We start from the raw sequence: 20,801 nt of genomic DNA, 5'->3' as shown, positions 1-20,801 counted from the left end.
CCGCCTGCATCGAAAGTTGGAACCCGAGTGCCGTCCTTCGGCCAGCGAAGTGCCGTCCTGCGTCAGTCGCGCACACGGCAAGTCAGCGGCGACGGTGGCGTCGTACCGGTTCCGCCGTTGGAAAGGGCAGGGCAAGAGTGTGTTCGTCGCCTGGAGAGACCTCAGGTTCGCCAAAGGGCGCTTCGCCCTGATGGGAACCGTCATCGTCCTGATCACCCTGCTGGTGGGGCTGCTGTCCGGACTGACGGCCGGACTGGGACAGCAGAACGTCTCCGCCATCACGGCACTGCCCGCCGACAGGATCGCCTTCCAGGCTCCCGGCGGCGGAGGGAAGCTGTCGTACTCCGACTCCATCGTCACCGATCGACAGTGGCGGCAGTGGTCCAAGGCACCCGGTGTGGAGAGCGCCGAACCGCTGGGGATCATCACGACCAGGGCCGCTGCCTCCGGCAGGAGCACCGGGGTCTCCGCCTTCGGCGTCCGCCCCGGCTCCCGTATCGCCCCCGACGGCGGCAGGATCGGCAACGGAGCGGTGGTGCTGTCCACCGGGGTGGCCGACGACCTCGGTGTACAGACAGGCGACTTCCTCATCCTGGCCGGGCAGCGGCTGAAGGCGGTCGCCGTCAAGGGCGATGCCTACTTCAGCCACACCCCGGTCGTCTGGACCAGCCTGGCCACCTGGCGGAAGATCGCGCCGCCCACCGGCGCAGGTGACGACCCGACCGCCACCGTCATCGCGCTGAAGACCACCTCCGCAGCAGAGGTGGCGGACACGGACAAGCAGGCCGGCACCAAGACCGTCACCATCGACGCGTCGCTGTCCGCCATCGGCTCCTACACCTCGGAGAACGGCTCCCTGCAACTGATGCGCGGCCTCCTGTTCGCCATCTCCGCGCTCGTCATCGGCGCCTTCTTCACTGTGTGGACCATCCAGCGCAGCGGTGACGTCGCCGTCCTCAAGGCGCTCGGCGCCTCCACCGCCGGCCTTCTCAAGGACGCCCTCGGTCAGGCGATGGTCCTGCTCACCGGCGGCACCCTCCTCGGCACGGGCAGCGCCGCCGCCCTGGGAGCCCTCGCATCCGGCTCGGCCGTGCCCTTCCTCCTCACCCCCGCCGCTGTCCTGCTCCCGGCCGTCGTGATGATCCTCCTCGGCGCCCTCGGGGCCGGCCTGTCCATCCGACGCATCACCTCCGTCGACCCGCTGACCGCCCTGGGGAGCGCCCGATGAGCCTCGGCCTGACCGACATCACCCTCACCTACCCTGACGGCCCCACCCGTCTCACCGCCCTCGACCAGGTCACGCTGGAGGTCCCCAAAGGCAGCCTGACCGTGGTCGTCGGCCCCTCCGGCTCCGGCAAGTCCAGCCTCCTGGCCGTAGCCGCCACCCTCGTCACCCCCGACGTCGGCAGCGTCACCGTCGACGGCACCTCCACCACCGGGATGACCCGCCGTGAACTGGCCGAGCTGCGCCGCCACAGCATCGGCATCGTCTTCCAGCAGCCCAACCTCCTCCCCTCGCTCACCGCCGCCGAACAGCTCCAGGTCATGGCCCGGATCGACGGCCGCAGTCCGGCCGAGGCCCGCACCCGCGCCCTCGAACTCCTCGACTCCGTCGGCCTGGCCGACCAGGCCCGGCGCCGCCCTCAGCAGCTCTCCGGCGGCCAGCGCCAACGCGTCAACATCGCCCGCGCGCTGATGAACGACCCCACCGTCCTCCTGGTCGACGAACCCACCAGCGCGCTGGACCACGAACGCGGCGCCGCCGTCATCGACCTGATCACCCGCCTCACCCACCAGCAGGCCACCGCCACCGTCCTGGTCACCCACGACCGCACCCACCTCACCGCCGCCGACCGGATCGCCGAAGTCCACGACGGAAAGCTCACACTCCTCGCGGCCGCCCACTGACCTTGGGAGCGGGACACCGCCCTGCGCCAACTGTGCTTACCCGCACTCTCCGGTGCCACGATCCCGGCGGCGCGCATCGGCATCGGCAGGCGGGGAACATGTGCGGTACCGGCGACGGCCGAAGACATCCTCGACCTCCTGCGCGACGCACCGGGAGGGCCGCAGCGTGAGGACTCCCGCCACGGCGATCGCGGAGAGTCCGTCCGGGCCCGGTCCGTCGCACGTCCTGGGCGCCGAAACGGACTCGGCTGTCCCGAAGGCGCGGCGAGGCATGTGAACGACTGCCTCGGCTCTGCCGGAAGGTGGCGAGTCACCGTCGACGTCGCCTGCGCCGGTCCTGGGCGGCGCAGGCGTGGTGGCTCTCGCCGGTTCAGCAGCCGGAGTCGGCGATGACGAAGTACCCCGAGGAGGTCTCCTTCAGCGTGTGGGTGACGGCGACGTTGTACAGGCCCATGTTCTGGGCGGAGCCGTCGGCGTAGGTGTAGCCGCCGCTCTGGTAGGCGCGCCCGGCCCGCACCTGGTTGTAGTTGTTGTCGGTGTAGCACGTGGCCCCGAAGCCGGTCGTCGTCGCCGTGACGGACGCGGATGTCGCGCCGACGGCGCCGGAGGAGTCGACCGCGGCGACGGTGTAGGTGTAGGTGGTCGCGGCGGTCAGGCCGGTGTCGGAGTAGGTGGTGCCCGTCGTGGAGCCGGCCTTTGTTCCGTTTCGGTAGACGTTGTACGAGGCGGCGTCGCTGACGGAGTTCCAGGACAGCGTGGCGCCGGTGTCGGTGGTGCCGGTCACCGTGAGGCCGGACGGGGCGGACGGGGAACCGGTTCCGGTCCCGCTGCCGTCCAGGCCCCAGAACTTCGCGGTGTAGTAGCTGGAGCAGATGTAGTCGAGGTAATAGGTGCCGGTGGTTCCGCACTGGTCCGTGCCGGAACCGGGGCTCACGGCGAGGCCGTGCGTCATGCCGGAGACCGAGAACAGGGCGACGGCGGGCGCACCGGTGCTGTCGTCGTAGATGCTCTCGGTGGTGCCTCCGGACAGGCTCTGGGTGCTGGAGGCCGTCTGGCCGATGCCCCACACGTCGGTCCACTGGTCGCGCAGCTCGGTGCCGTTGACCGGAGCGACGGTGGTGTCGGAGGACCCCTGCCAGATGGCGACCCGCGGCCATGGGCCCGAGTAGCCCGCGTAGGAGTTGCGGACCTTGTCGCCCCACTGTGCCGCCGTGAGGCCTTGGTTGCTGTACTGGCAGCCGGAGGCGTCGGTCTGCGTGGTGGCGCACTGCGCGGGGAGCCCGGAGTCGACGGAGCCGCCGGCGAACACGTCGGGGTAGTCGGCAAGCAGGTCCGCGGCCATGCCGCCGCCGGCGGACAGGCCGGTGACGTAGATGCGGCTGGTGTCCGAGCCGTACTGTGCCACGGCGGTGTCGACCATCTGCTTGATCGAGGCCGCCTCGCCCTTGCCCCGGGTGTCCTTGGTCGAGTCGAACCAGCTGAAGCAGGACAGGCTGTTGTTGGCGGAGCTGGTCTGCGGGTAGACGACGGCGAAACCCCACTCGTCCGCGAACTTCTGCCAGCCGGAGTGGGAGTGGTAGTCGCTCGCCGACTGGGTGCAGCCGTGCAGCGCCACGACCAGCGGTGCGCCGGACGAGAGGCCGGACGGGGCGTATTCGTACATCGTCAGGTTGCCGGGGTTCGAGCCGAAGCCGGTGACCTGCTGGAGGGTGCCGGCGGCCGCCGCGCTCGTCGCGAGGGGGCTGACGGTGGTCAGGCCCGCGGCGACGGCGCCCAGTACGAGGGCCAGTGCGGTGCGCCGGAAGAATCTACGCAAGGTGGAGTGGGGCATGGCGCGACTCCAATGAGGGAGAGGGAGGGAGAGGGCAAGCCTGCGCGGCGTCCCGGCCGCACACGGCCCGATGTGGTGGTGGCTCGCTGAATGCGGACCGTACGACCGGCCGCCCCACCCACGACATGGGAGAGACAGCCAGGACCAGGGCACCCGGCGTGGTTCGTGCACACATGGTGTCGGCGGTGACGCTGTGCCATGTGACAGGCCGCGCGATCCTGCACATCTGCGCATATCAGGTATTCCGGGCAGGTAGGCCCCACCAGGGCGCCGGACGGACCGCCGGCACATGGTGGTGGAACCCATCTGATGGCTCCAAAGTATGTAGGCCACCCATGTGCCTCTCCTCACGGTTCCTCCTTACCGTGTTCGGCCATGGACAGCACCAAGAGCTCCGGCGAGGGCTCGCCCCAGCGTTCCAGGCCCGGTGACACGACCGCGCCCGGTCTGGCCGCGACTCGATTTCTCACCGGCCGCAAGGCTCTCGTCACCGGTGCGGCCAGCGGGATCGGCCGGGCCTGCGCCGAGGGCTTCGCCGCCGCCGGCGCCGACGTCTACGTGGTGGACCGAACCGCCGGTGCGGCCAAGGAGGTGGCCGAGGCGATCGGCGGGATCGCCGTCGTGGCCGACCTGTCCGACGCCGGCTCCGTGGACGCGTTGCCGGACGACGCCGACATCGTGGTCAACAACGCGGGCCTGCAACACATCGCGCCCGTACACGAATTTCCCCCGGAGCGCTTCGCGCTGATCCAGCGAGTCATGGTGGAGGCGCCGTTCCGCATCCTGCGCCGCACCCTGCCCCATATGTACGCGCAGGCGTGGGGCAGGGTCGTCAACATCTCCTCGGTGCACGGCCTGCGGGCAAGTGCCTACAAATCAGCGTACGTTGCCGCGAAGCACGCGCTGGAAGGCCTGAGCAAGGTGGTCGCCCTGGAAGGCGCCGCGCACGGTGTGACCAGCAACTGCATCAACCCCGGCTATGTCCGCACGCCCCTGGTCGAGGAACAGATCACCACTCAGGCACTCGCCCATGGCATCCCGGCCGCGGACGTGATGGACCAGGTGTTCCTGGAACGCACCGCGATCAAGCGCCTGATCGAGCCGGCCGAGGTCGCGGAGGCGGCGCTGTGGCTGTGCACCGAACGCAGCGGCTACATCGCCGGCACCTCGATTCCGCTGGACGGCGGCTGGACGGCCCGCTGACCGAACGCCGGGCGGCCTCGGTCATCGCACGGCCGGTGCGGTCCCGGCCGGCCGGGACCGCACCGGCCGCCTCCCCTGAACCACCGCACCGAACCCCGGACCCCGTCCCTTCGTCCCCCACCGCCGGACGGGTCCGGCGGTCTCCGCTCCCCTCCCACTCCGAAACGGTGACAATCATGTCCAGCGCTCACAACGCCGTGAACGACCCGAATACCTCAGGAAAGCCGCGCCGTCTACGCAAGATCGTGGCCGCCAGCCTGATCGGCACGACCATCGAGTGGTACGACTACTTCCTCTACGGTTCGGCCGCCGCCCTGGTCTTCGGCCGGGTGTTCTTCCCCGAGTCGGACCCGCTGACCGGCACCCTGCTGTCCTTCCTCACCTACGCCATCGGCTTCGCCGCCCGCCCGATCGGCGCCGTGGTGTTCGGCCACTACGGCGATCGCCTCGGGCGCAAGAAGCTCCTGGTGATCAGCCTGCTGATGATGGGCCTGTCCACCGCCCTGATCGGCTGTGTCCCCGGCTACGACACGATCGGCGTCGCGGCCCCTGTGCTGCTCACCACCCTGCGTCTGATCCAGGGCTTCGCCCTCGGCGGCGAGTGGGGCGGGGCGGTGCTGCTGGTGTCCGAACACGGTGACGCGAGGCGACGCGGCTTCTGGGCGTCCTGGCCGCAGGGCGGAGCACCGGCCGGAAACCTGATCGCCGTCGGAGTGCTGTCCCTGATGACCACCGTGCTCAGCGACGACGCGTTCGACTCCTGGGGCTGGCGGGTGCCGTTCCTGCTCTCCGCCGTGCTGGTCATGATCGGTCTGTGGATCCGGCTGTCCGTCGACGAGTCCCCACTGTTCAAGGAGGCACTGGCCAAGGCGGAGCGGCGCAAGGCGGAGCAGCGTGCCGAGCAGCTGCCGTTCGTCGCGGTCGTGCGCCACCACTGGCGGGACATCCTGGTCGCGATGGGCGCGCGGATGGCCGAGAACATCTCGTACTACGTGATCACCGCTTTCGTCCTCACCTACTGCGTCGAGCACCTCGGGATCGACAAGCAGACGGCGCTGAACGCGGTGCTGATCGGCTCGGCGGTGCAGTTCTGCCTGATCCCGCTGTTCGGCGCACTCTCCGACCGGGTCGGGCGCAAGCCGGTGTATCTGGTGGGCGCGGTCGGCGTGGGCCTGTGGTCGTGGGCCTTCTTCGCTCTGCTGGACACCAAGTCGTTCCCCGCGCTGGTGCTGGCCGTCACCGTCGGCCTGATCTTCCACAGCGCCATGTACGCGCCCCAGGCGGCGTTCTTCTCCGAACTGTTCGCCACCCGGATGCGCTACACCGGCGCCTCCATCGGTGCCCAGCTCTCCTCGGTGGCGGCCGGTGCACCGGCCCCGCTGATCGCCACCGCGCTGCTCAGCTCCTACGGCAGCTCCACCCCGATCTCGGTGTACGTCGGTCTGGCCGCCCTGATCACCGTGATCGCCGTCGTCGCCGCCCGTGAGACGCGCGGCAGGGACCTTTCCGCCATCGAGCCCGACGGCTCCGCGGCACGGCCAGCCCCGGAGCAGCAGAGGACCGCGTCCGCCTGACGGTCCGCTACCGTCGGCAGGTCGAAGGGGCGGAGTCTTCCCGAGCGGGAAGGCCCCGGCCCTCCCCTGCCGTCGTCTCCTCTGCCTTGCGCAGTTTCCCCTGCCCACCGACTTCGCAACGGTTGCCCGCCCATGTCGCACAAGCCCATCCCCGTCACCCGTCACCTGCGCAGACTGCTCGAACTCCTCGCCGCGGGGGCCCCTGCCGAGGACCTCGGTGCCGTCGCCGTCGACGCCAGGCGCGGTGGTGCCGCCGGCCAGGACCTCGCGGAGGTCGAGCAGGCCACCGAAGCGGCGCTGCGCGTCCAGACCGCGCTCAGGCAGCACCGGCGCCGGGAGGCGGAGCTGACCGCGCTCTTCGACACCGCCGGCGACCTGGCGGCCCTGCGCGACCTCGACGCCGTGCTGCGCTCCATCGTCCGGCGGGCCAGGATGCTTCTGGGCACCGACACGGCCTACCTCACGCTGCCCGACGAGGAGGCCGGGGACACCTACATGCGGGTCACCGACGGTTCGGTGTCGGAGCTGTTCCAGAACCTGCGCCTGCAGCTGGGTGAGGGCCTCGGTGGTCTGGTCGCGCAGACCGCACGCCCCTACGCCTCCCCGGACTACCGCACCGACGACCGCTTCCGGCACACCGGCAGCATCGACGCCGGTGTGCTGGACGAGGGCCTGGTCGCGATCCTCGGCGTGCCGCTGTTGCTGGGGCCGGGAAGCGGCGGCCAGGTCATCGGGGCGCTGTTCGCCGCGGACCGCACACCCCGTACCTTCGCCCCGGACGAGGTGGCTCTGCTGTGCTCGCTGGCCGATCACGCCGCGATCGCCATCGACACCGCCAAGGCCATGGCCGACGCACGGACCGCGCTCGCCGAACTGGCCGAGGCCAACGCCGTGATCCAGGAGCACTCCGCCGCCATGCAGCGGGCCGAGGAATCGCACGACCGGCTCACCGACCTGGTGTTGCGCGGGGGCGACGTCCCGGACGTGGCCGCTGCGGTGGCCGCTCTGCTGAAGGGGGACGTCGCGGTCCACGACGGCTCCGGGTGGCCGCTCGCCACGGTCGGCGAGCACGGCGGAGCGGCCGTCAGGGCCTCGGAGGACAGCGGCGGGGCAGCGGAGGCGGCGGCGCTTGTCTCGGCGGCGCAGAACTCACGCGCGGCCGCCCACGCGGTGTTCCGTGACGGGCGCTGGGTCTGCGCGGTGCTGGCCGGGCAGGAATTGCTGGGCTGTCTGGTCCTGTACGGGCGGCCGGATCTCGACGGCCCCGACCGGCGACTGTTCGAGCGGAGCAGCGTCGTGACCTCGTTGCTGCTCCTGCTGAGGCGTTCGGTCGCGGAGACCGAGAACCGCGTACGCGGCGACCTGATCACCGATCTGCTCACCACGCCCGACCGCGACCCGGCCGGGCTGGTGGCCCGCGGCCGCCGCCTCGGCTTCGACCTCGACCGGCCCCACACCCTGCTCGTCGCCCGGACCGCGGACACGGCCCGGGGGCGGCTCGCCGACGCCGCCGTGCAGTACCTGTTCGGGTGCGGAGGCGTCACCGCGGAACACGGGGGTGCCGTGGTGGTGCTGCTCCCGTACGACGGTACGCGGCCGGGGGAGGCGGCCCGCGGTGCGGCCGGGCAGCTCGGCCAGCTGGCCGGCGCACCGGTCACGGTGGCGGGCGCCGGGCCGGCCGCCGGGCCGCGGGCCATCGCCGACGCGCACGCGGAGGCCTTGCGCTGCCTGCGTGCCCTGCAGGTGCTCGGCCGCACCGGGCACGGCGCGAGCGTCGCCGAACTCGGCTTTCTCGGCGTGCTGTTGGGTGACAACCACGATGCGGACGGTTTCGTCACCACCACGCTGGGGCCGCTGCTGGAATACGACGCCCAGCGCGGCACCCAACTGGTCCGCACGCTGCGCGCCTACTTCGACTGCGGCGGGAGCCTGACCCGGGCGAAGGAGGAGCTGCACGTGCATGTGAACACCGTCGTGCAGCGCCTGGACCGCATCCAGGCCCTGCTCGGCGACGACTGGAACACTCCAGGGAAGGCCCTGGAACTCCAGCTCGCCCTGCGTCTGCACCTGCTGTCGACCGTCTGACATCCGAGCGGGCCGGTAGGAGAACGGCCCGCGTTCACCGTGCCGGTCCGGCGCCCGGCGCGTCGGCTCCCGGAAGGCCGGCCGCGGCCAGCAGGTGCGATGCCACCACCCGGGCGCCCTCGTCGCCGATGAGGATCGTGTAGTGGTTGGTGCCGGCCACGAGCCGCGTGCGCACCAGGCGGGGGTCGAGGCCGGCGGAGGCGAGCCGCCGTTCGTCGTAGAGACCCTGCGGCTCGTCCATCAGGCCGCGTTCCGCCCACAGCAGCACGGCCTGGAGGGGCAGCCGGTGCACCGCGCCCGAGACCTCCGCACCGAGTTGGTCCACGCCGTCGGTGCGGACCGCCTCCAGACTGCAGGAGGAGCGCAGTCCGGGCTCCTCCCCCACGAGATCACGCTGGATGTAGGCGTCCACCCAGGGCGTCCAGGAGCCGGCGAAGGCAGGATGCTGCCGCCAGAACGCGCGGTAGGCGTCCCGGTCCGGGAAGGTCATCGTCAGCCGCCGCATGGCCGGGCCGATCACCGAGGTGATCAGCGCGTCGGGATCCAGGCCGGCCGGCACGGGGAAGCCCACGCCTCCGTCCACCAGCAGCAGGGCTGTCGGCAGGTGCGGGTGGCGCACCGCGGTCAGGGCCGCGGTGAAGGCCCCCATGGAGTGGCCGGTCAGCACCACCTTCCCCGGACTCAGCGTGTCCACGACGGCGGCCATGTCGTCGGCGTGGGCGGCGATGCCGTACGGGCCGGGCAGCCGCCCGCTGCGGCCCCGGCCGCGCAGGTCCGGTGCCACCAGGGTGACCCGTCCGGCCAGGTGGTGGGCGACGCGTGCCCAGCTCAGGCCGTTGGCGGTGATGCCGTGCAGCGCGAGCACGACGGGCGCGTCCGGGTCGTCGGCGGGCCAGCGCGACACGGCCAGTCTCCCGCCGGGCACCGGCACCTGAAGCTCCTCGTGCCCCGGTGCGCCCGCGTCCTGACGGGCCGGGGCGCTGTCGCGCGGAGTCCGGCTCATGACGGGAGGACCTCCTCGCGGGCGACGGCGGCGCGGGACGTACGGGCGGCGCGCAGCCGGGCCGGCAGCCGCGCCACGCCTCCGGGAAGCAGGTATATCACCGCGACGAACAGAGCGCCGAGCAGGAACAGCGGCTGCGAGAGCGGCACCCGTACCGCAGTGGGCAGAGAAGCGACCGCACCCGAGCCGGCCAGGTCTCCGAGGCGTTGGTCGGCCCAGGTGTAGAGGATGCCGCCGACCATGGGACCCCATCGGGTGCCCGAACCGCCCAGCACCACCATCACCAGCAGGGACAGGGTGAAGTCGGAGGTGGTCGCCTGCGGGGTGGCACCGCCGGTCAGCAGCAGGTACACGACGCCGCCGAGCGCGGCCAGGGTGCTGGCCAGGACGAAGGCGGCCAGTTTGAAACCGTACGGGCGCAGGCCGAGCACCTCCACCCGGCGTTCGTTCTCCTTGATGCCCTCCCAGACCCGGCCGATGGGCGAGCGGACCGTCCACCGCACGACGACCAGCACCACGACGAGGTAGGCCAGGGCGATCCAGTACAGGTTGGCGGTGTGCTCGATGCCCACCAGCGAGGCGGGCAGCCCGCCGACGGGAGCGGCCCTGCCTTCCTCACCGCCGGTGACGCCTCCGGGGTCACGCTGCACGAGGATCGACGCGGCCTGTGCGAAGGCCAGGGTCACCATGGAGAACCCGATGCCGCTGACCCTCAGGCTGACGGCGCCCAGCAGCGCGGACAGCAGCACCCCCGCGAGCAGGCCCAGCAGCGCGGACACGGCGAACGGCAGGCCCGCTTCGAGCAGCACGATGTCGGTGACGTAGGTGCCCGCTGCGAAGTAGAGCGCGTGCCCGAAGGACAGCAGTCCGGTACGGCCGAGCAGCAGGTCGTAGCCGGTGGCCAAGGCGCCGAACACCAGGCAGAGGGCGAGCAGTTGGAGGTTGCCCGGGCTGCCGATCGGGCCGTCCAGCAAGCCCGGCAGGGGGAGCGCGCTGTACGGCGCGGTGAGGAGCACGACCAGCAGCAGGGCGGGCCACCAGCGGGCGGCCCGCCGCAGCCGCTCGGAGCGGGTGGCGGTGGTGCGGTCCGCCGCGCGGGCTCGGCCGCGGGGCTGGGTGGCGGTGGTCATGCGAGCCTCCCGGTGAGCCCCTGCGGCCGGACGAGCAGCAGGGCGGCGAGCAGGACGACGACGGCGAGGTCGCCGAGTCCGGCGGTGGTGTAGTAGTTGGCGAACTGCTGGACGAGGCCCACGGCCACCGAGGCCAGCGCGGCGCCGGTGAGTGAACCCATACCGCCCGCCACGACGACCACGAAGGCGAAGATGAGCAGCGAGGTGCCCTGTTCGGGGTCCACGGAGCCGAAGTAGAGGCCGCCGACGGCCCCGCCGAGGGCGGCTGCCGCGCCGCCGAGGGCGAAGACCAGTGTGAAGGCCCTGCGCACGTCGATGCCGAGAGCGGTGACCATCGCCCGGTCCTCGACCCCTGCACGGACGACCAGCCCGTGCCGGGTGCGGCCGAGGAACAGCTTGAGCGCGGTCAGCACCGCCAGGGCCGCACCGATCAGCACCGGGCGGTTGAGCGGCACTTCGGCGCCCAGCAGCCCGAAGGTGCCGGACAGGGCCTTCGGCCCGGGGAAGGGCCGGGCGTCGGACCCCCAGATGGCGGACAGCAGGGCCGGCACGGCCAGCCCCACGCCCACCGTGGCGAGGATCTGCTCACGGGGGCGGCTGTAGAGCGGGCGGATCACGGCGAGTTCGATCAGTACGGCGGCGACGGTGCCCACCGCGGTGCCGAAGACGACGGAGAGTACGAAGCCGGCACCGCCGGGGCCGGCACCGGGCAGATGGCCGGAGGCGGCCCACCAGGTGCCGTAGGCGCCCACGGACAGCAGGGCACCATGGGCGAAGTTGAGCACGTCCATCAGCCCGAAGATCAGCGACAGTCCGGAGGCGACCAGGAAGTAGAGGGCGCCCAGGCCGAGTCCGGTGAAAGTGAGCAGTACGACGGTGGACATCAGGCGTCGGTCTCCGGAGGCCGGGCGGCGGGGTGCGCCGCGGTCTGAACGGGCGGACGAGCGGGCGCCGTCACGGTGCCGCCGTGGCCGGCACTGCCGACGCCGAGCAGCCGGCGGGCCGCCTCGGCGTCGGCGAGCAGGTCGGCGGCGGGGCCCTGGTGCGCGGTGCGGCCGTCGGCGAGGACGACGCAGTGGCGGGCGAGGCGGCGCACCACGGCGAGGTTCTGTTCCACGAGCAGCACCGGCACCGCCTCGGCGGCGCGCTCCAGCAACCGGGCGACCTCGGTGACCACCTTGGGCGCGAGGCCCTTGGTGGGTTCGTCGGCGATGATCAGCCTGTTGCCGTTGAGCAGGGTCCGGGCGATGGCGACCATCTGCTGCTGGCCGCCGGACAGGGTGCCGGCGGCCTGCCCGGCGCGTCGTCTCAGCTCCGGGAACAGCTCGTAGACCATGTCGTAGGCCGGTTCACCGGCCCCGGGCCGCTCGGCGAGGCGCAGGTTCTCGGCCACGCTGAGGGCGGCGAAGACGCCACGGTCCTCGGGGGCGTAGCCGATACCCCGGCGCACCAGGACGTGGGTGTCCAGGCGCACAGTCTCCTCCCCGGCCAGCAGCACGCTGCCGGTGCGCGGAACCAGGCCGAGGACGCCGCGTACGGTGGTCGTCTTGCCGGCTCCGTTGCGGCCCAGCAGGGCGGTGGTGCCCGAGGCGGCCACCTCCAGGTCGACGCCGTGCAGGATGTGTCTGCCCCCGATCACGACCCGCAGATCGCGCACGGTCAGCAGGGGCGCCAAGGCGGACGTCACAGCTCCTCCCCCAGGTAGGCCTGTTGCACGGTGGCGTCCGCCATCACGGCCTGCGGAGTGTCCAGCGCCAGCAGCGTGCCGTGATGCATGACGGCCAGCCGGTCGGCCAGGTCCAGCAGCACGTCCATGTGGTGCTCGACCATGAGCACGGTGCGCCCCTCCTCCTTGTGCAACGACCGGATGAGCTCGGTCAGCGCGGGCACCTCTTCGGCGCTCACGCCCGCCATCGGCTCGTCCAGCAGCATCAGCCGGGGCTCGCCGACCAGCAGCACGGCGAGTTCGAGCTTGCGTTTCTCGCCGTGCGACAGGGCGTCGGCGCAGGTGTCGGCACGGTGCGCGAGATGCGTGCGCGCCAGCACCCGCTCGACCGGTTCCGGGTAGGTGTCGGCACGGCGCCAGACCCGGTACGAACCGCCGTCGGCGGCCTGGGTGGCGAGCGCCAGATGGTCGGCGACCGTCATGCCCGGCCACAGGCTGGACGTCTGGAAGGTGCGCCCGAGGCCGCGCCGGGCCCGGGCGTGGGCGGCTTCCGTGGTGATGTCGCGGCCGTCCAGTTCGATCGTGCCCCGGGAGACCGGACTGAGCCCGCTGACCAGGTTGAACAAGGAGGTCTTGCCCGCGCCGTTGGGGCCGATGAAGGCGAGGAACTCGCCTTCGCGGACGTCGAAGGAGACGGAGTCGACGATGGTCGCGCCACCGACCGTCCAGCCGATGTCGCGCAGCCGGAGCACCGGAGCCGGAAGAGGACGGGCTTCCCGGTCGTCCGGAGCCCCTGCGGCGCCCGGTGACGTCGTGTTCGACGAGGACATCCGCTCAGCCCGCCGTTCCCGCAGTCGGCGGCGCGACCACTGTCATCGGGATGCTGTCGATCAGCTGGGGCCGGGCGGCGCTGCCGCTGCCCTTGAGACGGGCCGTGAACATCGGCTGCAGCAGGGCGTGGTCCTTCGCGCGGATCTGCTCCTTGCCCTTGGGCCCGTCGAAGCTCCAGCCCTCCAGTGCATCGGCCATGGCCTTGGTATCGGTGGCGCTGCCGGACTCGATCGCGTGCACGATCATCTGGGCGGCGGTGAAGCCGTCCGGGCTGAACAGGTCAGGGGTGCCGCCCGCCTTGGTGATGCCGTCGAGCATGGCCTTTTCCACGGTGTTGTCGCCGCCGGCGCCCGGGAAGTAGTGGGCGAGGAAGGAGACCTTTGCACCCGCGGCGCCGAACACCGGGTACGAGGCGGTGCCCGCGAGTCCGGTGACCACCTTGCTCGCGTCCAGCACCCCCTGCTGGTTCAGGGCGGTCCACAGGGCGGGGGCGGTGGCCCCCGCCCAGGCGACGAACACCAGGTCCGGCTTGCCGGCCCGGGTCTGGCGGGCGAAGGGCGTGAGGTCGGTGGCGCTCGGCGGGGCCAGCACGGAGCCGACCTTCGCGCCCTTCTTGCCGAGGACCGCCTTGACCGCGGCCACGTTGGCCTGTCCGAACGCGGAGTTCTGCGCGAGCACGGTGACCTTCTTGCCCTCGGCGTCGCCGAGCAGGGTTCCGGCGGCGAGGATGTCCTGGTACGACTGCCGGCCCGAGCGGAAGGTGTAGGCGTTGACACCGGTGACCGCGTCGGTGGCGGCGGGACCGCTGACGTACAGCACCTCGTTCTGCGCGGCCAGCGGCGCCATCTGCAGCGCCACACCGGAGTCGGTGGTACCGGCGAGGATCTTGTAGCCCTTGCCGACGAGGGTCTTGGCCGCGGCGACGGCCTTCGCCGGGTCGCCCGCGTCGTCCTCCTCGGTGACCTCGATCGGGTGGCCGCCGGCCTTGTTCGTCCCGTGGGTGGCGTAGGCGAGGCCCGCCTTGAAGCCCTCCTCGTACTGCTTGCCGTAGGCCGAGAGCAGTCCGCTGCGGGAGTAGACCAGCCCCACCCGCACGGGAGCGGTCTTGCCGCCGGAGCCCGACGCGGTGCCGGCCGTGCCGGCCGAGGAGCAGCCCGCGACGAGGGCTCCGACCGTGAACAGGGTGAGCGCGCGAGCAGATCTGCTTCTGAGGGTGTCCGTGAGGCTGCAACGCATGTTGGTCGGCTCCTGACAGTGTGGCGCCCGCCCGCCGCCTCGTGCCGCCGGCCTCGTCATCGACGGCGACCGGGTTCGTGACGACGGGAGCGCGGTGCGTAGTGGCCGGAACCCTAGGAGCGCCGCACGCCGGGCGGCATGTTGCCGACCACCGCTCTTCGAGGTCCCGTCATAGCCCCGGCACACATGGCCCGAGACTTCCGGTCAGGCGAGGGTGAGGAACACCCGGTGCTGATCGCGACGTCGTGGGCAGACCGGGCCGGTACACGGAACGGACCTCGGTGTGGGAGAGGAAACGGCATGGACAAAGTGATGGCCGCGGCCGCGCAGGCAGTGGCGGACATCCCCGGCGATGCGACACTCGCGGTCGGCGGGTTCGGCCTGTGCGGCATCCCGTCGACGCTGATCGCCGCGCTGGCCGAGACGAGCGTGTCCGGCCTGCGGGTCGTGTCCAACAACTGCGGTGTGGACGACTGGGGGCTGGGTCTGCTGCTGCGGGCCGGCCGGATCGCCCGGATGACCTCTTCCTACGTGGGCGAGAACAAGGAGTTCGCCCGCCGGTATCTGGCCGGAGAGTTGGAGGTGGAGCTGACACCGCAGGGAACTCTCGCCGAGCGGCTGCGGGCCGGCGGTACCGGCATCCCCGCGTTCTACACCCCGGCGGGAGTGGGCACCCAGGTCGAGGAGGGCGGCCTGCCCTGGCGCCACACCTCCGACGGTGGTGTCGCGCTGGCCTCCCCGCCCAAGGAGACACGGGAGTTCGGTGGCCGCCGCTATCTGCTGGAGGAGGCGATCACCGCCGACTTCGCCCTGGTGCGGGCCGCGGTCGCCGACCGGCACGGCAACTGCGTCTTCCACGCGGCGGCGCGCAACTTCAACCCGCTGTGCGCGATGGCGGGGCGGGTGACCGTCGTGGAGGCCGAACGCATCGTCGAGGCCGGTGAACTGCCGCCGGACACCGTCCACCTGCCGGGCGTGTACGTGGACCGTGTGGTCGCCGTCGACGCGTCGCTGGACAAACGCATCGAACGCCGCACCGTACGTCCGGCGCGGACCGGCACCGGCACCGGCACCGGCACCGAAACAGCCGTCTCGCGCACCGACTCCGAGGAGAAATGACCATGCCGCTCGACCGCGACCAGCTGGCCGCCCGCGCCGCCCGGGAACTGCGCGACGGCCAGTACGTCAACCTGGGCATCGGGCTGCCCACCCTGATCCCCAACCACCTGCCGGACGGCGTGCATGTGGTGCTGCACTCGGAGAACGGCATTCTGGGTGTGGGCCCCTACCCGTACGACGGCGAGGAGCACCCTGATCTGATCAACGCCGGGAAGGAGACGGTGACCACCGTCGCCGGCACCGCCTACTTCGATTCGGACCTCTCCTTCGGCATGATCCGGGCCGGCCGGATCGACGTCTCCGTGCTCGGCGCCATGCAGGTGTCGGCCCAGGGGGACCTGGCCAACTGGATGATCCCGGGCAAGATGGTCAAGGGCATGGGCGGCGCGATGGACCTGGTCCACGGCGCCCGCCGGCTGCTGGTCGTGATGGAGCACGTCGCCAGGGACGGCAGCCCGAAGATCGTCGAGGAGCTGGGTCTTCCCGCCACGGGGCGCCGTGTGGTGGACCGGATCATCACCGACCTGGCCGTCATCGATGTCACCCCGGAAGGGCTGCGGCTGGTCGAAACCGCCCCCGGTGTCACCGTCGGAGAGGTCGTGGCCGCGACCGGCGCCCGGCTCGTCGTCGAGGAGGACCTGTCACCGCTCGTGTCCGGCTGATTCTTCGTGGGGGCTGTGGCGCGCCGGCCGACACCCCATGGACGGCCAGGTGGCCTGCGGGCGACGCACAAGCCTCCGCCGCCGCGCGGGCCCGAAGTCCTGGCCGGAGTGCGCGGCCATGTCCTGCGGCTCCGCTTCCAGGAGACCCGCGAGCCCCGGTCCGGGTGTCAGGGACCGAGCCGGGACTCGCGGGAGTATCGCTGGGTTCAGACGTCGATCGCGACGTTGATCCTGCGGTCGGCGACCGAACGGCCGACCTGGATATTGTACGAACCCTTGATGAATGTCCAAGATCCTGCGGTTTCGTCCCACACCTCGAATGCCCGGCGGGGAATCTCGATGACGGCTTCGGCGGTCTCGCCCGGCCCTGCCTCCACAGCGGCGAAACCGGCGAGCCACCGCACCGGGCGGTCGTTCTCGCGCTCCGCCGGGGACAGGTAGACCTGCACGACTTCCCGGCCCGGCCGGGAACCGCTGTTGTGCACGCGCACCTTGGCGACGTTGCGGTACATCTCGACGGACTTGTAGGTCCAGTCGGTGTACCCGAGACCGTGACCGAACGGGTACGAAGGGACGCGGGCGGCCTTGCCCCAGGCGCGGTAGCCGATGAACACGCCTTCGCTGTAGGGCAGTTCGCCGTTCTCGGGGGCGACCTGGGTGACCGGCGCGTCGGCGAGGGAGCCCCAGGTGGTCGGGAGGCGACCGCCGGGCTCGTGAGTGCCGGTGAGGACATCGGCGAGGGCGGCGCCGCCTTCCTGGCCCGGGAACCAGCTCAGGAGCACGGCGGCGACCTCGTCGCGCCAGGGCAGGTCCACCGGGGAACCGGAGTTCACCACGACGACGGTGTGCGGGTTGACGGCGGCGACGGCGCGGACCAGGTCGTCCTGGCGGCCGGGCAGCCGCAGGTCGGCGCGGTCGAAGCCTTCCGACTCGACGCGGTCGGTGGTGGCGACCACGACGACGGCCGTGTCGGCGGCGCGGGCCGCCGCGACCGCCTCCGCGATCAGTGCGTCGGGGTCACGCTGTGGCTCCTGGTGCGCGAGGCTGATCGTGATGTCTTCCCGGAGGTAGTCGCCGAGCGCGATGAGGTGGGTGAGGCTGACCTCGACGGGCTCCTGGGCGGTGAGCTCCACCTGGGCGCGGGGGGCGGGGGCAGCGAAGAAGCCCTCGAAGGGGTCGTCCTCGTCGGGTGCCTGGACTCCGTCGTAGTGGGTGTATCCGTCGACGGAGAGACTGAAGGCGCCCTTGCCCTTGATACCGAAGGTGTGTGGGCCGGTGTTGCGCGGCGTGAATGTTCCGGTCAGTTCGACCGTGTGGAGGGTGTCGAACGAGACGCCGTCGGGGAGGTCCGCGAACGACCAGTGGATCTGGCCGTTGGGGATGCCGGTGGTGGCAAGGACGGTGCCGGCGGCGTCGCGGCAGACGGCCCGGAGGGTGAATCCCTTGTCGGCGGTGGTCAGTTCGGTGTTCGGGTCGGCTCCGACCGCGTAGCTCAGGGTGCCTTCGGGGAGTGCTTCGGTGAGGCCGTCGAGAGGGGCGACGGTCCGATCCGGGAAGACGGTGGCGGAGCCGCCTCCGAGGACGCGGGCGTCGCGGGCGGCGGCACCGATCAGCGCCACCGTGCCGCCCGGCTTCACGGGAAGGGTGTCGTCGTTCTTGACGAGGACGAAGGAGCGCCGGGCGATCTCCCGTGCCAGTTCGACGCCGTCGACGGTCTCGGGCAGCTCCGTGACGGCCGGCTCGGCACCCTCCAGGGCGCCGACGCGGACGGCCAGCCGCAGGACGTTGCGTACGGCCTCGTCGACGGTGGCCTCGGCGATCGTGCCGTCCCTGACCGCCTGGGAGAGGGCTTCGCCGTAGACGGTGCGTGGTCCGGGCATGGCCACGTCGAGGCCGCCGTTGATGGCGTCGACGGTCGAGCGGGCCGCCGTCCAGTCGGAGACGTTGAAGCCGTCGAAGCCCCATTCCCCGCGCAGGACCTCGTTGACCAGGTAGTGGTGCTCGCTCATCGTCGTGCCGTTGACCGAGTTGTAGGCGGTCATGATGCCCCACGGGTGGGCGTTCTCGACGATCGCCTCGAAGGGGGCGAGGTACAGCTCGCGCAGGGCGCGGGCGGAGATGAGGTTGTCGACCGTGAAACGGTCGGTCTCGGCGTCGTTGGCCACGAAGTGCTTGACGGTGGTGCCGACTCCGCCGGACTGCACACCGTTCACATAGCCGGAGCCGATCGCTCCGGTGAGGTAGGGGTCCTCGCTGTAACACTCGAAGTGCCGCCCGCCGAGCGGGGAGCGGTGCAGGTTGACCGTGGGGGCGAGCAGGACGTGGACGCCCTTGCGGCGGGCCTCCTGCGCGAGCAGCACGCCGGCACGGTGGGCCAGTCCGGGGTCCCAGGTGGCGGCGAGGGCGGTCGGCGAAGGCAGTGCGATGGAGGGGCTGTCCGCGCTCCAGCGCACCCCCCGCACCCCGATCGGGCCGTCCGACATGACCAGGGACCTCAGCCCGATCTCGGGAACGGGCGGCAGCGACCACCGGTCCTGCCCGGCCAGGAGCCGGGCCTTCGTGTCCAGGTCGAGCCGGGCGAGAGCCGTCTCGACAGCCGCTTCCGTGGCGCTGGGTGCGTGTGTCACTGCGACTTCTCCTCGGGGAAAGTCGTTGGCCGTGTTCATCGAGTGGTCATTCCGTACAGAGCAGTGAAGGTGGGTATGGCGGGGTGGCCCGTGCGCGAGTGGAATGGGGGCGGCGGGGTGCGTGAGGCCGGTCCGCCGGCGGGTTCATCCCTTGACGGCGCCGGAGAGCATGCCGCGGATGAACTGCCTCTGGAAGAAGAGGTAGAGGACCACCACGGGCAGGCAGATCAGGACCGCCGCCGCCGCGAGCAGGTTGATGTGGACCAGATAGCGGCCGGAGAACGCGCCGAGTCCGAGGGTGATGGGCTGGTGGGACGGGTCGGAGACGAGGATCAGGGAGAGGAAGTAGTCGTTCCAGGTCCACATGAAGCTGAGGAGGACGAAGGTGAGGATCGCGGGCCGGGCGATCGGCAGGTAGACGCGCCACAGCATGGTCCAGCTGTTGGCACCGTCCATCTGGGCCGACTCACCGATGCTGGGCGGCACCGCACGGAAAGCGGCGCGCATCCAGAAGGCGCCGAAGCTCACGCCCAGGCCCACATGGGCGAGGATGATGCCCTGGTAGGTGTCGGTCAGTCCCCCGGACTGGAAGTCGTAGTAGAGCGGGACGATGATCGCTTCCATCGGGATCATGATCCCGAACAGCAGGACCGGGAAGAGGACTTTCTCCCCCACCACGCCCAGCACCCCGAAGGCATAGCCGCTGAGGATCGCCAACACGGTCGAAGCGGCCACCGCCGTGCCCGTGATGATCAGGCTCGACCTCAGGTACTGGCCGAAACCTCCCTGTCGCCACGCCTCGGTGAAGTTCGACCACTGCAGATGGCCGAGGTCGAGTGTTCCCGCGGTGTCGGGGCTCACCGCGACACCGAGGATCCACACCACCGGGAAGAGGACGCCGACGGCGAGCAGGGTCAGGAAGGTGTAGTTGAACACCTTCTCCCGCTTCGAGATCATCAGTCGTCTCCTTCCGTCAGCTTGACCACGACAAGCGACACGGTCAGCGAGACCAGTGCCAGGACGACGCCGATGGCGCAGGCGGCCCCGACGTCGGGGTTGGTGAAGGCCCGCTGGTAGAGGACCACGGTGGGGGTGATGGTGGACGTCCCCGGGCCCCCCTTGGTGGTGAGCCAGACGATGTCGAAGACCCGGATGGCGCCCAGCAGGGTGAGCGTCAGCACCACCGCGAGCTGTCCGCGCAGGCCCGGCAGGGTGACGGTGAAGAACTCCCGAACCGGGCCGGCCCCGTCCATGCGCGCGGCGTCGTACAGCTCACCGGGGATGTTCTGGGTCCCGGCGACGAACAGCACCATGCACAGTCCGTACGCCGCCCAGGTGCCGGCCAGACCGAGTGCGGGCAGCGCCCAGGTGAAGTCACCCAGCCAGCCGCGGGTCAGCCCGCCGAGGCCGAACGCGGTGAGGACGGAGTTGAGCGGACCGTCCGGTGCGTAGATCCGCGTCCACACCACGGCACTCACGGCCGGAGTGAGCACCTGGGGGAGGAAGATGACCGAGCGGTAGACGGCGGCGCCGCGCACGTCCTTGCGTGCCGTCACCGCGGCGCTCGCCATGCCGAGGACGATCGGCAGGAGGGAGAAGAACACGATGAAGAACAGCGTGTGCACGACCGCCTGGCGCAGCGTGGCGTCGGTGAGGAAGCCGGTGTAGTTGCCGAACCCGGCCCAGGTGGCGGAGGTGACCCCGTCCCAGTGGTAGAAGGACAGCTGCAGTCCCTGTCCGGCGGGCAGCAGCACGACGAAGGTGTAGACCAGCAGTGCGGGGGCGAGGTAGACGAGTCCCAGCAGGCGCCGACGGCTCCGGGAGGAGGAGAACCGGGCGCGCCGCGCTGTGCGGGGAGCGCGGCCGGCCTCGGCGGCGCCTGCGACGGCGGCCTGCGGGGCGGGCCCTTCCCTGAGTGTGGCCATG

At 71.3% G+C, this 20,801-nt stretch carries 17 protein-coding genes; 7 read left to right on the top strand and 10 right to left on the bottom strand.

Going from position 1 to position 20,801, the window contains the following annotated elements:
- The first annotated feature begins 139 nt into the window (after window positions 1–139).
- Both ACIPSJ_RS26495 and ACIPSJ_RS26490 read left to right on the top strand, forming a co-directional pair.
- Window positions 140–1,228 (top strand): ABC transporter permease, encoded by a 1,089-nt coding sequence (locus ACIPSJ_RS26495; RefSeq protein WP_359226888.1) that lies wholly within the window; start codon window positions 140–142, stop codon window positions 1,226–1,228.
- Window positions 1,225–1,908, top strand: a complete 684-nt coding sequence (locus tag ACIPSJ_RS26490; RefSeq protein ID WP_359226890.1) for an ABC transporter ATP-binding protein — start codon at window positions 1,225–1,227, stop codon at window positions 1,906–1,908. The genes ACIPSJ_RS26495 and ACIPSJ_RS26490 overlap by 4 nt, the downstream gene beginning before the upstream one ends.
- A 370-nt stretch (window positions 1,909–2,278) precedes the next feature.
- Here the strand turns inward: ACIPSJ_RS26490 and ACIPSJ_RS26485 are convergent, their stop codons facing one another.
- Window positions 2,279–3,739 carry a PHB depolymerase family esterase gene (locus ACIPSJ_RS26485; RefSeq protein WP_401349594.1) on the bottom strand — a complete coding sequence of 487 codons (1,461 nt, stop codon included), beginning with the start codon at window positions 3,737–3,739 and terminating at the stop codon, window positions 2,279–2,281.
- Between the two features lie 375 nt (window positions 3,740–4,114).
- On the opposite strand from ACIPSJ_RS26485, the gene ACIPSJ_RS26480 reads away from it, so the two are divergent.
- From ACIPSJ_RS26480 to ACIPSJ_RS26470, 3 genes are all read left to right on the top strand, one after another.
- Window positions 4,115–4,942, top strand: a complete 828-nt coding sequence (locus ACIPSJ_RS26480; RefSeq protein WP_401349592.1) for a 3-hydroxybutyrate dehydrogenase — start codon at window positions 4,115–4,117, stop codon at window positions 4,940–4,942.
- 176 nt (window positions 4,943–5,118) lie between these two features.
- The gene (locus ACIPSJ_RS26475) at window positions 5,119–6,516 is read left to right on the top strand and encodes an MFS transporter (protein ID WP_401349589.1); all 1,398 of its coding nucleotides are present in this window, start codon (window positions 5,119–5,121) and stop codon (window positions 6,514–6,516) included.
- 132 nt (window positions 6,517–6,648) lie between these two features.
- Window positions 6,649–8,601, top strand: a complete 1,953-nt coding sequence (locus tag ACIPSJ_RS26470) for a helix-turn-helix domain-containing protein (protein ID WP_401349586.1) — start codon at window positions 6,649–6,651, stop codon at window positions 8,599–8,601.
- A 34-nt stretch (window positions 8,602–8,635) separates the two neighbouring features.
- Here ACIPSJ_RS26470 and ACIPSJ_RS26465 read toward each other — a convergent pair whose 3' ends face one another.
- From ACIPSJ_RS26465 to ACIPSJ_RS26440, 6 genes are read right to left on the bottom strand one after another with little or no spacing between them, the layout of a single operon-like run.
- The gene (locus ACIPSJ_RS26465; RefSeq protein WP_401349583.1) at window positions 8,636–9,604 is read right to left on the bottom strand and encodes an alpha/beta fold hydrolase; all 969 of its coding nucleotides are present in this window, start codon (window positions 9,602–9,604) and stop codon (window positions 8,636–8,638) included.
- Entirely contained in the window at window positions 9,601–10,734 is a 1,134-nt protein-coding gene (locus tag ACIPSJ_RS26460) for a branched-chain amino acid ABC transporter permease (protein ID WP_401349580.1), read from the bottom strand. The genes ACIPSJ_RS26465 and ACIPSJ_RS26460 overlap by 4 nt, the downstream gene beginning before the upstream one ends.
- Window positions 10,731–11,618 carry a branched-chain amino acid ABC transporter permease gene (locus ACIPSJ_RS26455; RefSeq protein ID WP_401349577.1) on the bottom strand — a complete coding sequence of 296 codons (888 nt, stop codon included), beginning with the start codon at window positions 11,616–11,618 and terminating at the stop codon, window positions 10,731–10,733. The genes ACIPSJ_RS26460 and ACIPSJ_RS26455 overlap by 4 nt, the downstream gene beginning before the upstream one ends.
- The gene (locus ACIPSJ_RS26450; protein ID WP_401349574.1) at window positions 11,618–12,421 is read right to left on the bottom strand and encodes an ABC transporter ATP-binding protein; all 804 of its coding nucleotides are present in this window, start codon (window positions 12,419–12,421) and stop codon (window positions 11,618–11,620) included. Before ACIPSJ_RS26450 ends, ACIPSJ_RS26455 begins: the two co-directional genes overlap by 1 nt.
- Complete coding sequence (locus tag ACIPSJ_RS26445; protein ID WP_401349571.1) at window positions 12,418–13,230, bottom strand: ABC transporter ATP-binding protein; 813 nt, start codon at window positions 13,228–13,230, stop codon at window positions 12,418–12,420. The genes ACIPSJ_RS26450 and ACIPSJ_RS26445 overlap by 4 nt, the downstream gene beginning before the upstream one ends.
- 4 nt (window positions 13,231–13,234) lie before the next feature.
- Complete coding sequence (locus ACIPSJ_RS26440; protein ID WP_401349568.1) at window positions 13,235–14,467, bottom strand: substrate-binding domain-containing protein; 1,233 nt, start codon at window positions 14,465–14,467, stop codon at window positions 13,235–13,237.
- Window positions 14,468–14,767: 300 nt separating this feature from the next.
- Here ACIPSJ_RS26440 and ACIPSJ_RS26435 point away from each other — a divergent pair, with 300 nt between their 5' ends.
- Window positions 14,768–15,586 carry a CoA transferase subunit A gene (locus ACIPSJ_RS26435; protein ID WP_401349567.1) on the top strand — a complete coding sequence of 273 codons (819 nt, stop codon included), beginning with the start codon at window positions 14,768–14,770 and terminating at the stop codon, window positions 15,584–15,586.
- Window positions 15,587–15,588: 2 nt separating this feature from the next.
- Window positions 15,589–16,248, top strand: coding sequence for a 3-oxoacid CoA-transferase subunit B (locus tag ACIPSJ_RS26430; RefSeq protein ID WP_401349565.1), 660 nt, complete (start codon window positions 15,589–15,591; stop codon window positions 16,246–16,248).
- Between the two features lie 206 nt (window positions 16,249–16,454).
- Here the strand turns inward: ACIPSJ_RS26430 and ACIPSJ_RS26425 are convergent, their stop codons facing one another.
- From ACIPSJ_RS26425 to ACIPSJ_RS26415, 3 genes are all read right to left on the bottom strand, one after another.
- A complete protein-coding gene (locus ACIPSJ_RS26425; protein ID WP_401349564.1) occupies window positions 16,455–18,914 on the bottom strand; it encodes a beta-glucosidase in 2,460 nt (819 codons plus the stop codon).
- A gap of 105 nt (window positions 18,915–19,019) precedes the next feature.
- Window positions 19,020–19,832, bottom strand: coding sequence for a carbohydrate ABC transporter permease (locus ACIPSJ_RS26420; protein ID WP_359221629.1), 813 nt, complete (start codon window positions 19,830–19,832; stop codon window positions 19,020–19,022).
- Complete coding sequence (locus ACIPSJ_RS26415) at window positions 19,832–20,800, bottom strand: carbohydrate ABC transporter permease (protein WP_401349561.1); 969 nt, start codon at window positions 20,798–20,800, stop codon at window positions 19,832–19,834. The genes ACIPSJ_RS26420 and ACIPSJ_RS26415 overlap by 1 nt, the downstream gene beginning before the upstream one ends.
- Window position 20,801 lies beyond the last annotated feature (1 nt).

The sequence above is a fragment of the Streptomyces sp. NPDC090088 genome (assembly GCF_044747345.1).
Lineage (GTDB): Bacteria > Actinomycetota > Actinomycetes > Streptomycetales > Streptomycetaceae > Streptomyces.
This window is presented reverse-complemented; position numbering and strand designations above follow the sequence as displayed.

Bases quoted from the DNA above. Each gene is read 5' to 3' on its own strand.
- ACIPSJ_RS26490 (WP_359226890.1), top strand. From the start codon at position 1,225: ATGAGCCTCGGCCTGACCGACATCACCCTCACCTACCCTGACGGCCCC.
- ACIPSJ_RS26420 (WP_359221629.1), bottom strand. From the start codon at position 19,832: ATGATCTCGAAGCGGGAGAAGGTGTTCAACTACACCTTCCTGACCCTG.
- ACIPSJ_RS26470 (WP_401349586.1), top strand. From the start codon at position 6,649: ATGTCGCACAAGCCCATCCCCGTCACCCGTCACCTGCGCAGACTGCTC.
- ACIPSJ_RS26430 (WP_401349565.1), top strand. From the start codon at position 15,589: ATGCCGCTCGACCGCGACCAGCTGGCCGCCCGCGCCGCCCGGGAACTG.
- ACIPSJ_RS26480 (WP_401349592.1), top strand. From the start codon at position 4,115: ATGGACAGCACCAAGAGCTCCGGCGAGGGCTCGCCCCAGCGTTCCAGG.
- ACIPSJ_RS26415 (WP_401349561.1), bottom strand. From the start codon at position 20,800: ATGGCCACACTCAGGGAAGGGCCCGCCCCGCAGGCCGCCGTCGCAGGC.
- ACIPSJ_RS26485 (WP_401349594.1), bottom strand. From the start codon at position 3,739: ATGCCCCACTCCACCTTGCGTAGATTCTTCCGGCGCACCGCACTGGCC.
- ACIPSJ_RS26445 (WP_401349571.1), bottom strand. From the start codon at position 13,230: ATGTCCTCGTCGAACACGACGTCACCGGGCGCCGCAGGGGCTCCGGAC.
- ACIPSJ_RS26465 (WP_401349583.1), bottom strand. From the start codon at position 9,604: ATGAGCCGGACTCCGCGCGACAGCGCCCCGGCCCGTCAGGACGCGGGC.
- ACIPSJ_RS26435 (WP_401349567.1), top strand. From the start codon at position 14,768: ATGGACAAAGTGATGGCCGCGGCCGCGCAGGCAGTGGCGGACATCCCC.
- ACIPSJ_RS26475 (WP_401349589.1), top strand. From the start codon at position 5,119: ATGTCCAGCGCTCACAACGCCGTGAACGACCCGAATACCTCAGGAAAG.
- ACIPSJ_RS26455 (WP_401349577.1), bottom strand. From the start codon at position 11,618: ATGTCCACCGTCGTACTGCTCACTTTCACCGGACTCGGCCTGGGCGCC.
- ACIPSJ_RS26425 (WP_401349564.1), bottom strand. From the start codon at position 18,914: ATGAACACGGCCAACGACTTTCCCCGAGGAGAAGTCGCAGTGACACAC.
- ACIPSJ_RS26460 (WP_401349580.1), bottom strand. From the start codon at position 10,734: ATGACCACCGCCACCCAGCCCCGCGGCCGAGCCCGCGCGGCGGACCGC.
- ACIPSJ_RS26440 (WP_401349568.1), bottom strand. From the start codon at position 14,467: ATGCGTTGCAGCCTCACGGACACCCTCAGAAGCAGATCTGCTCGCGCG.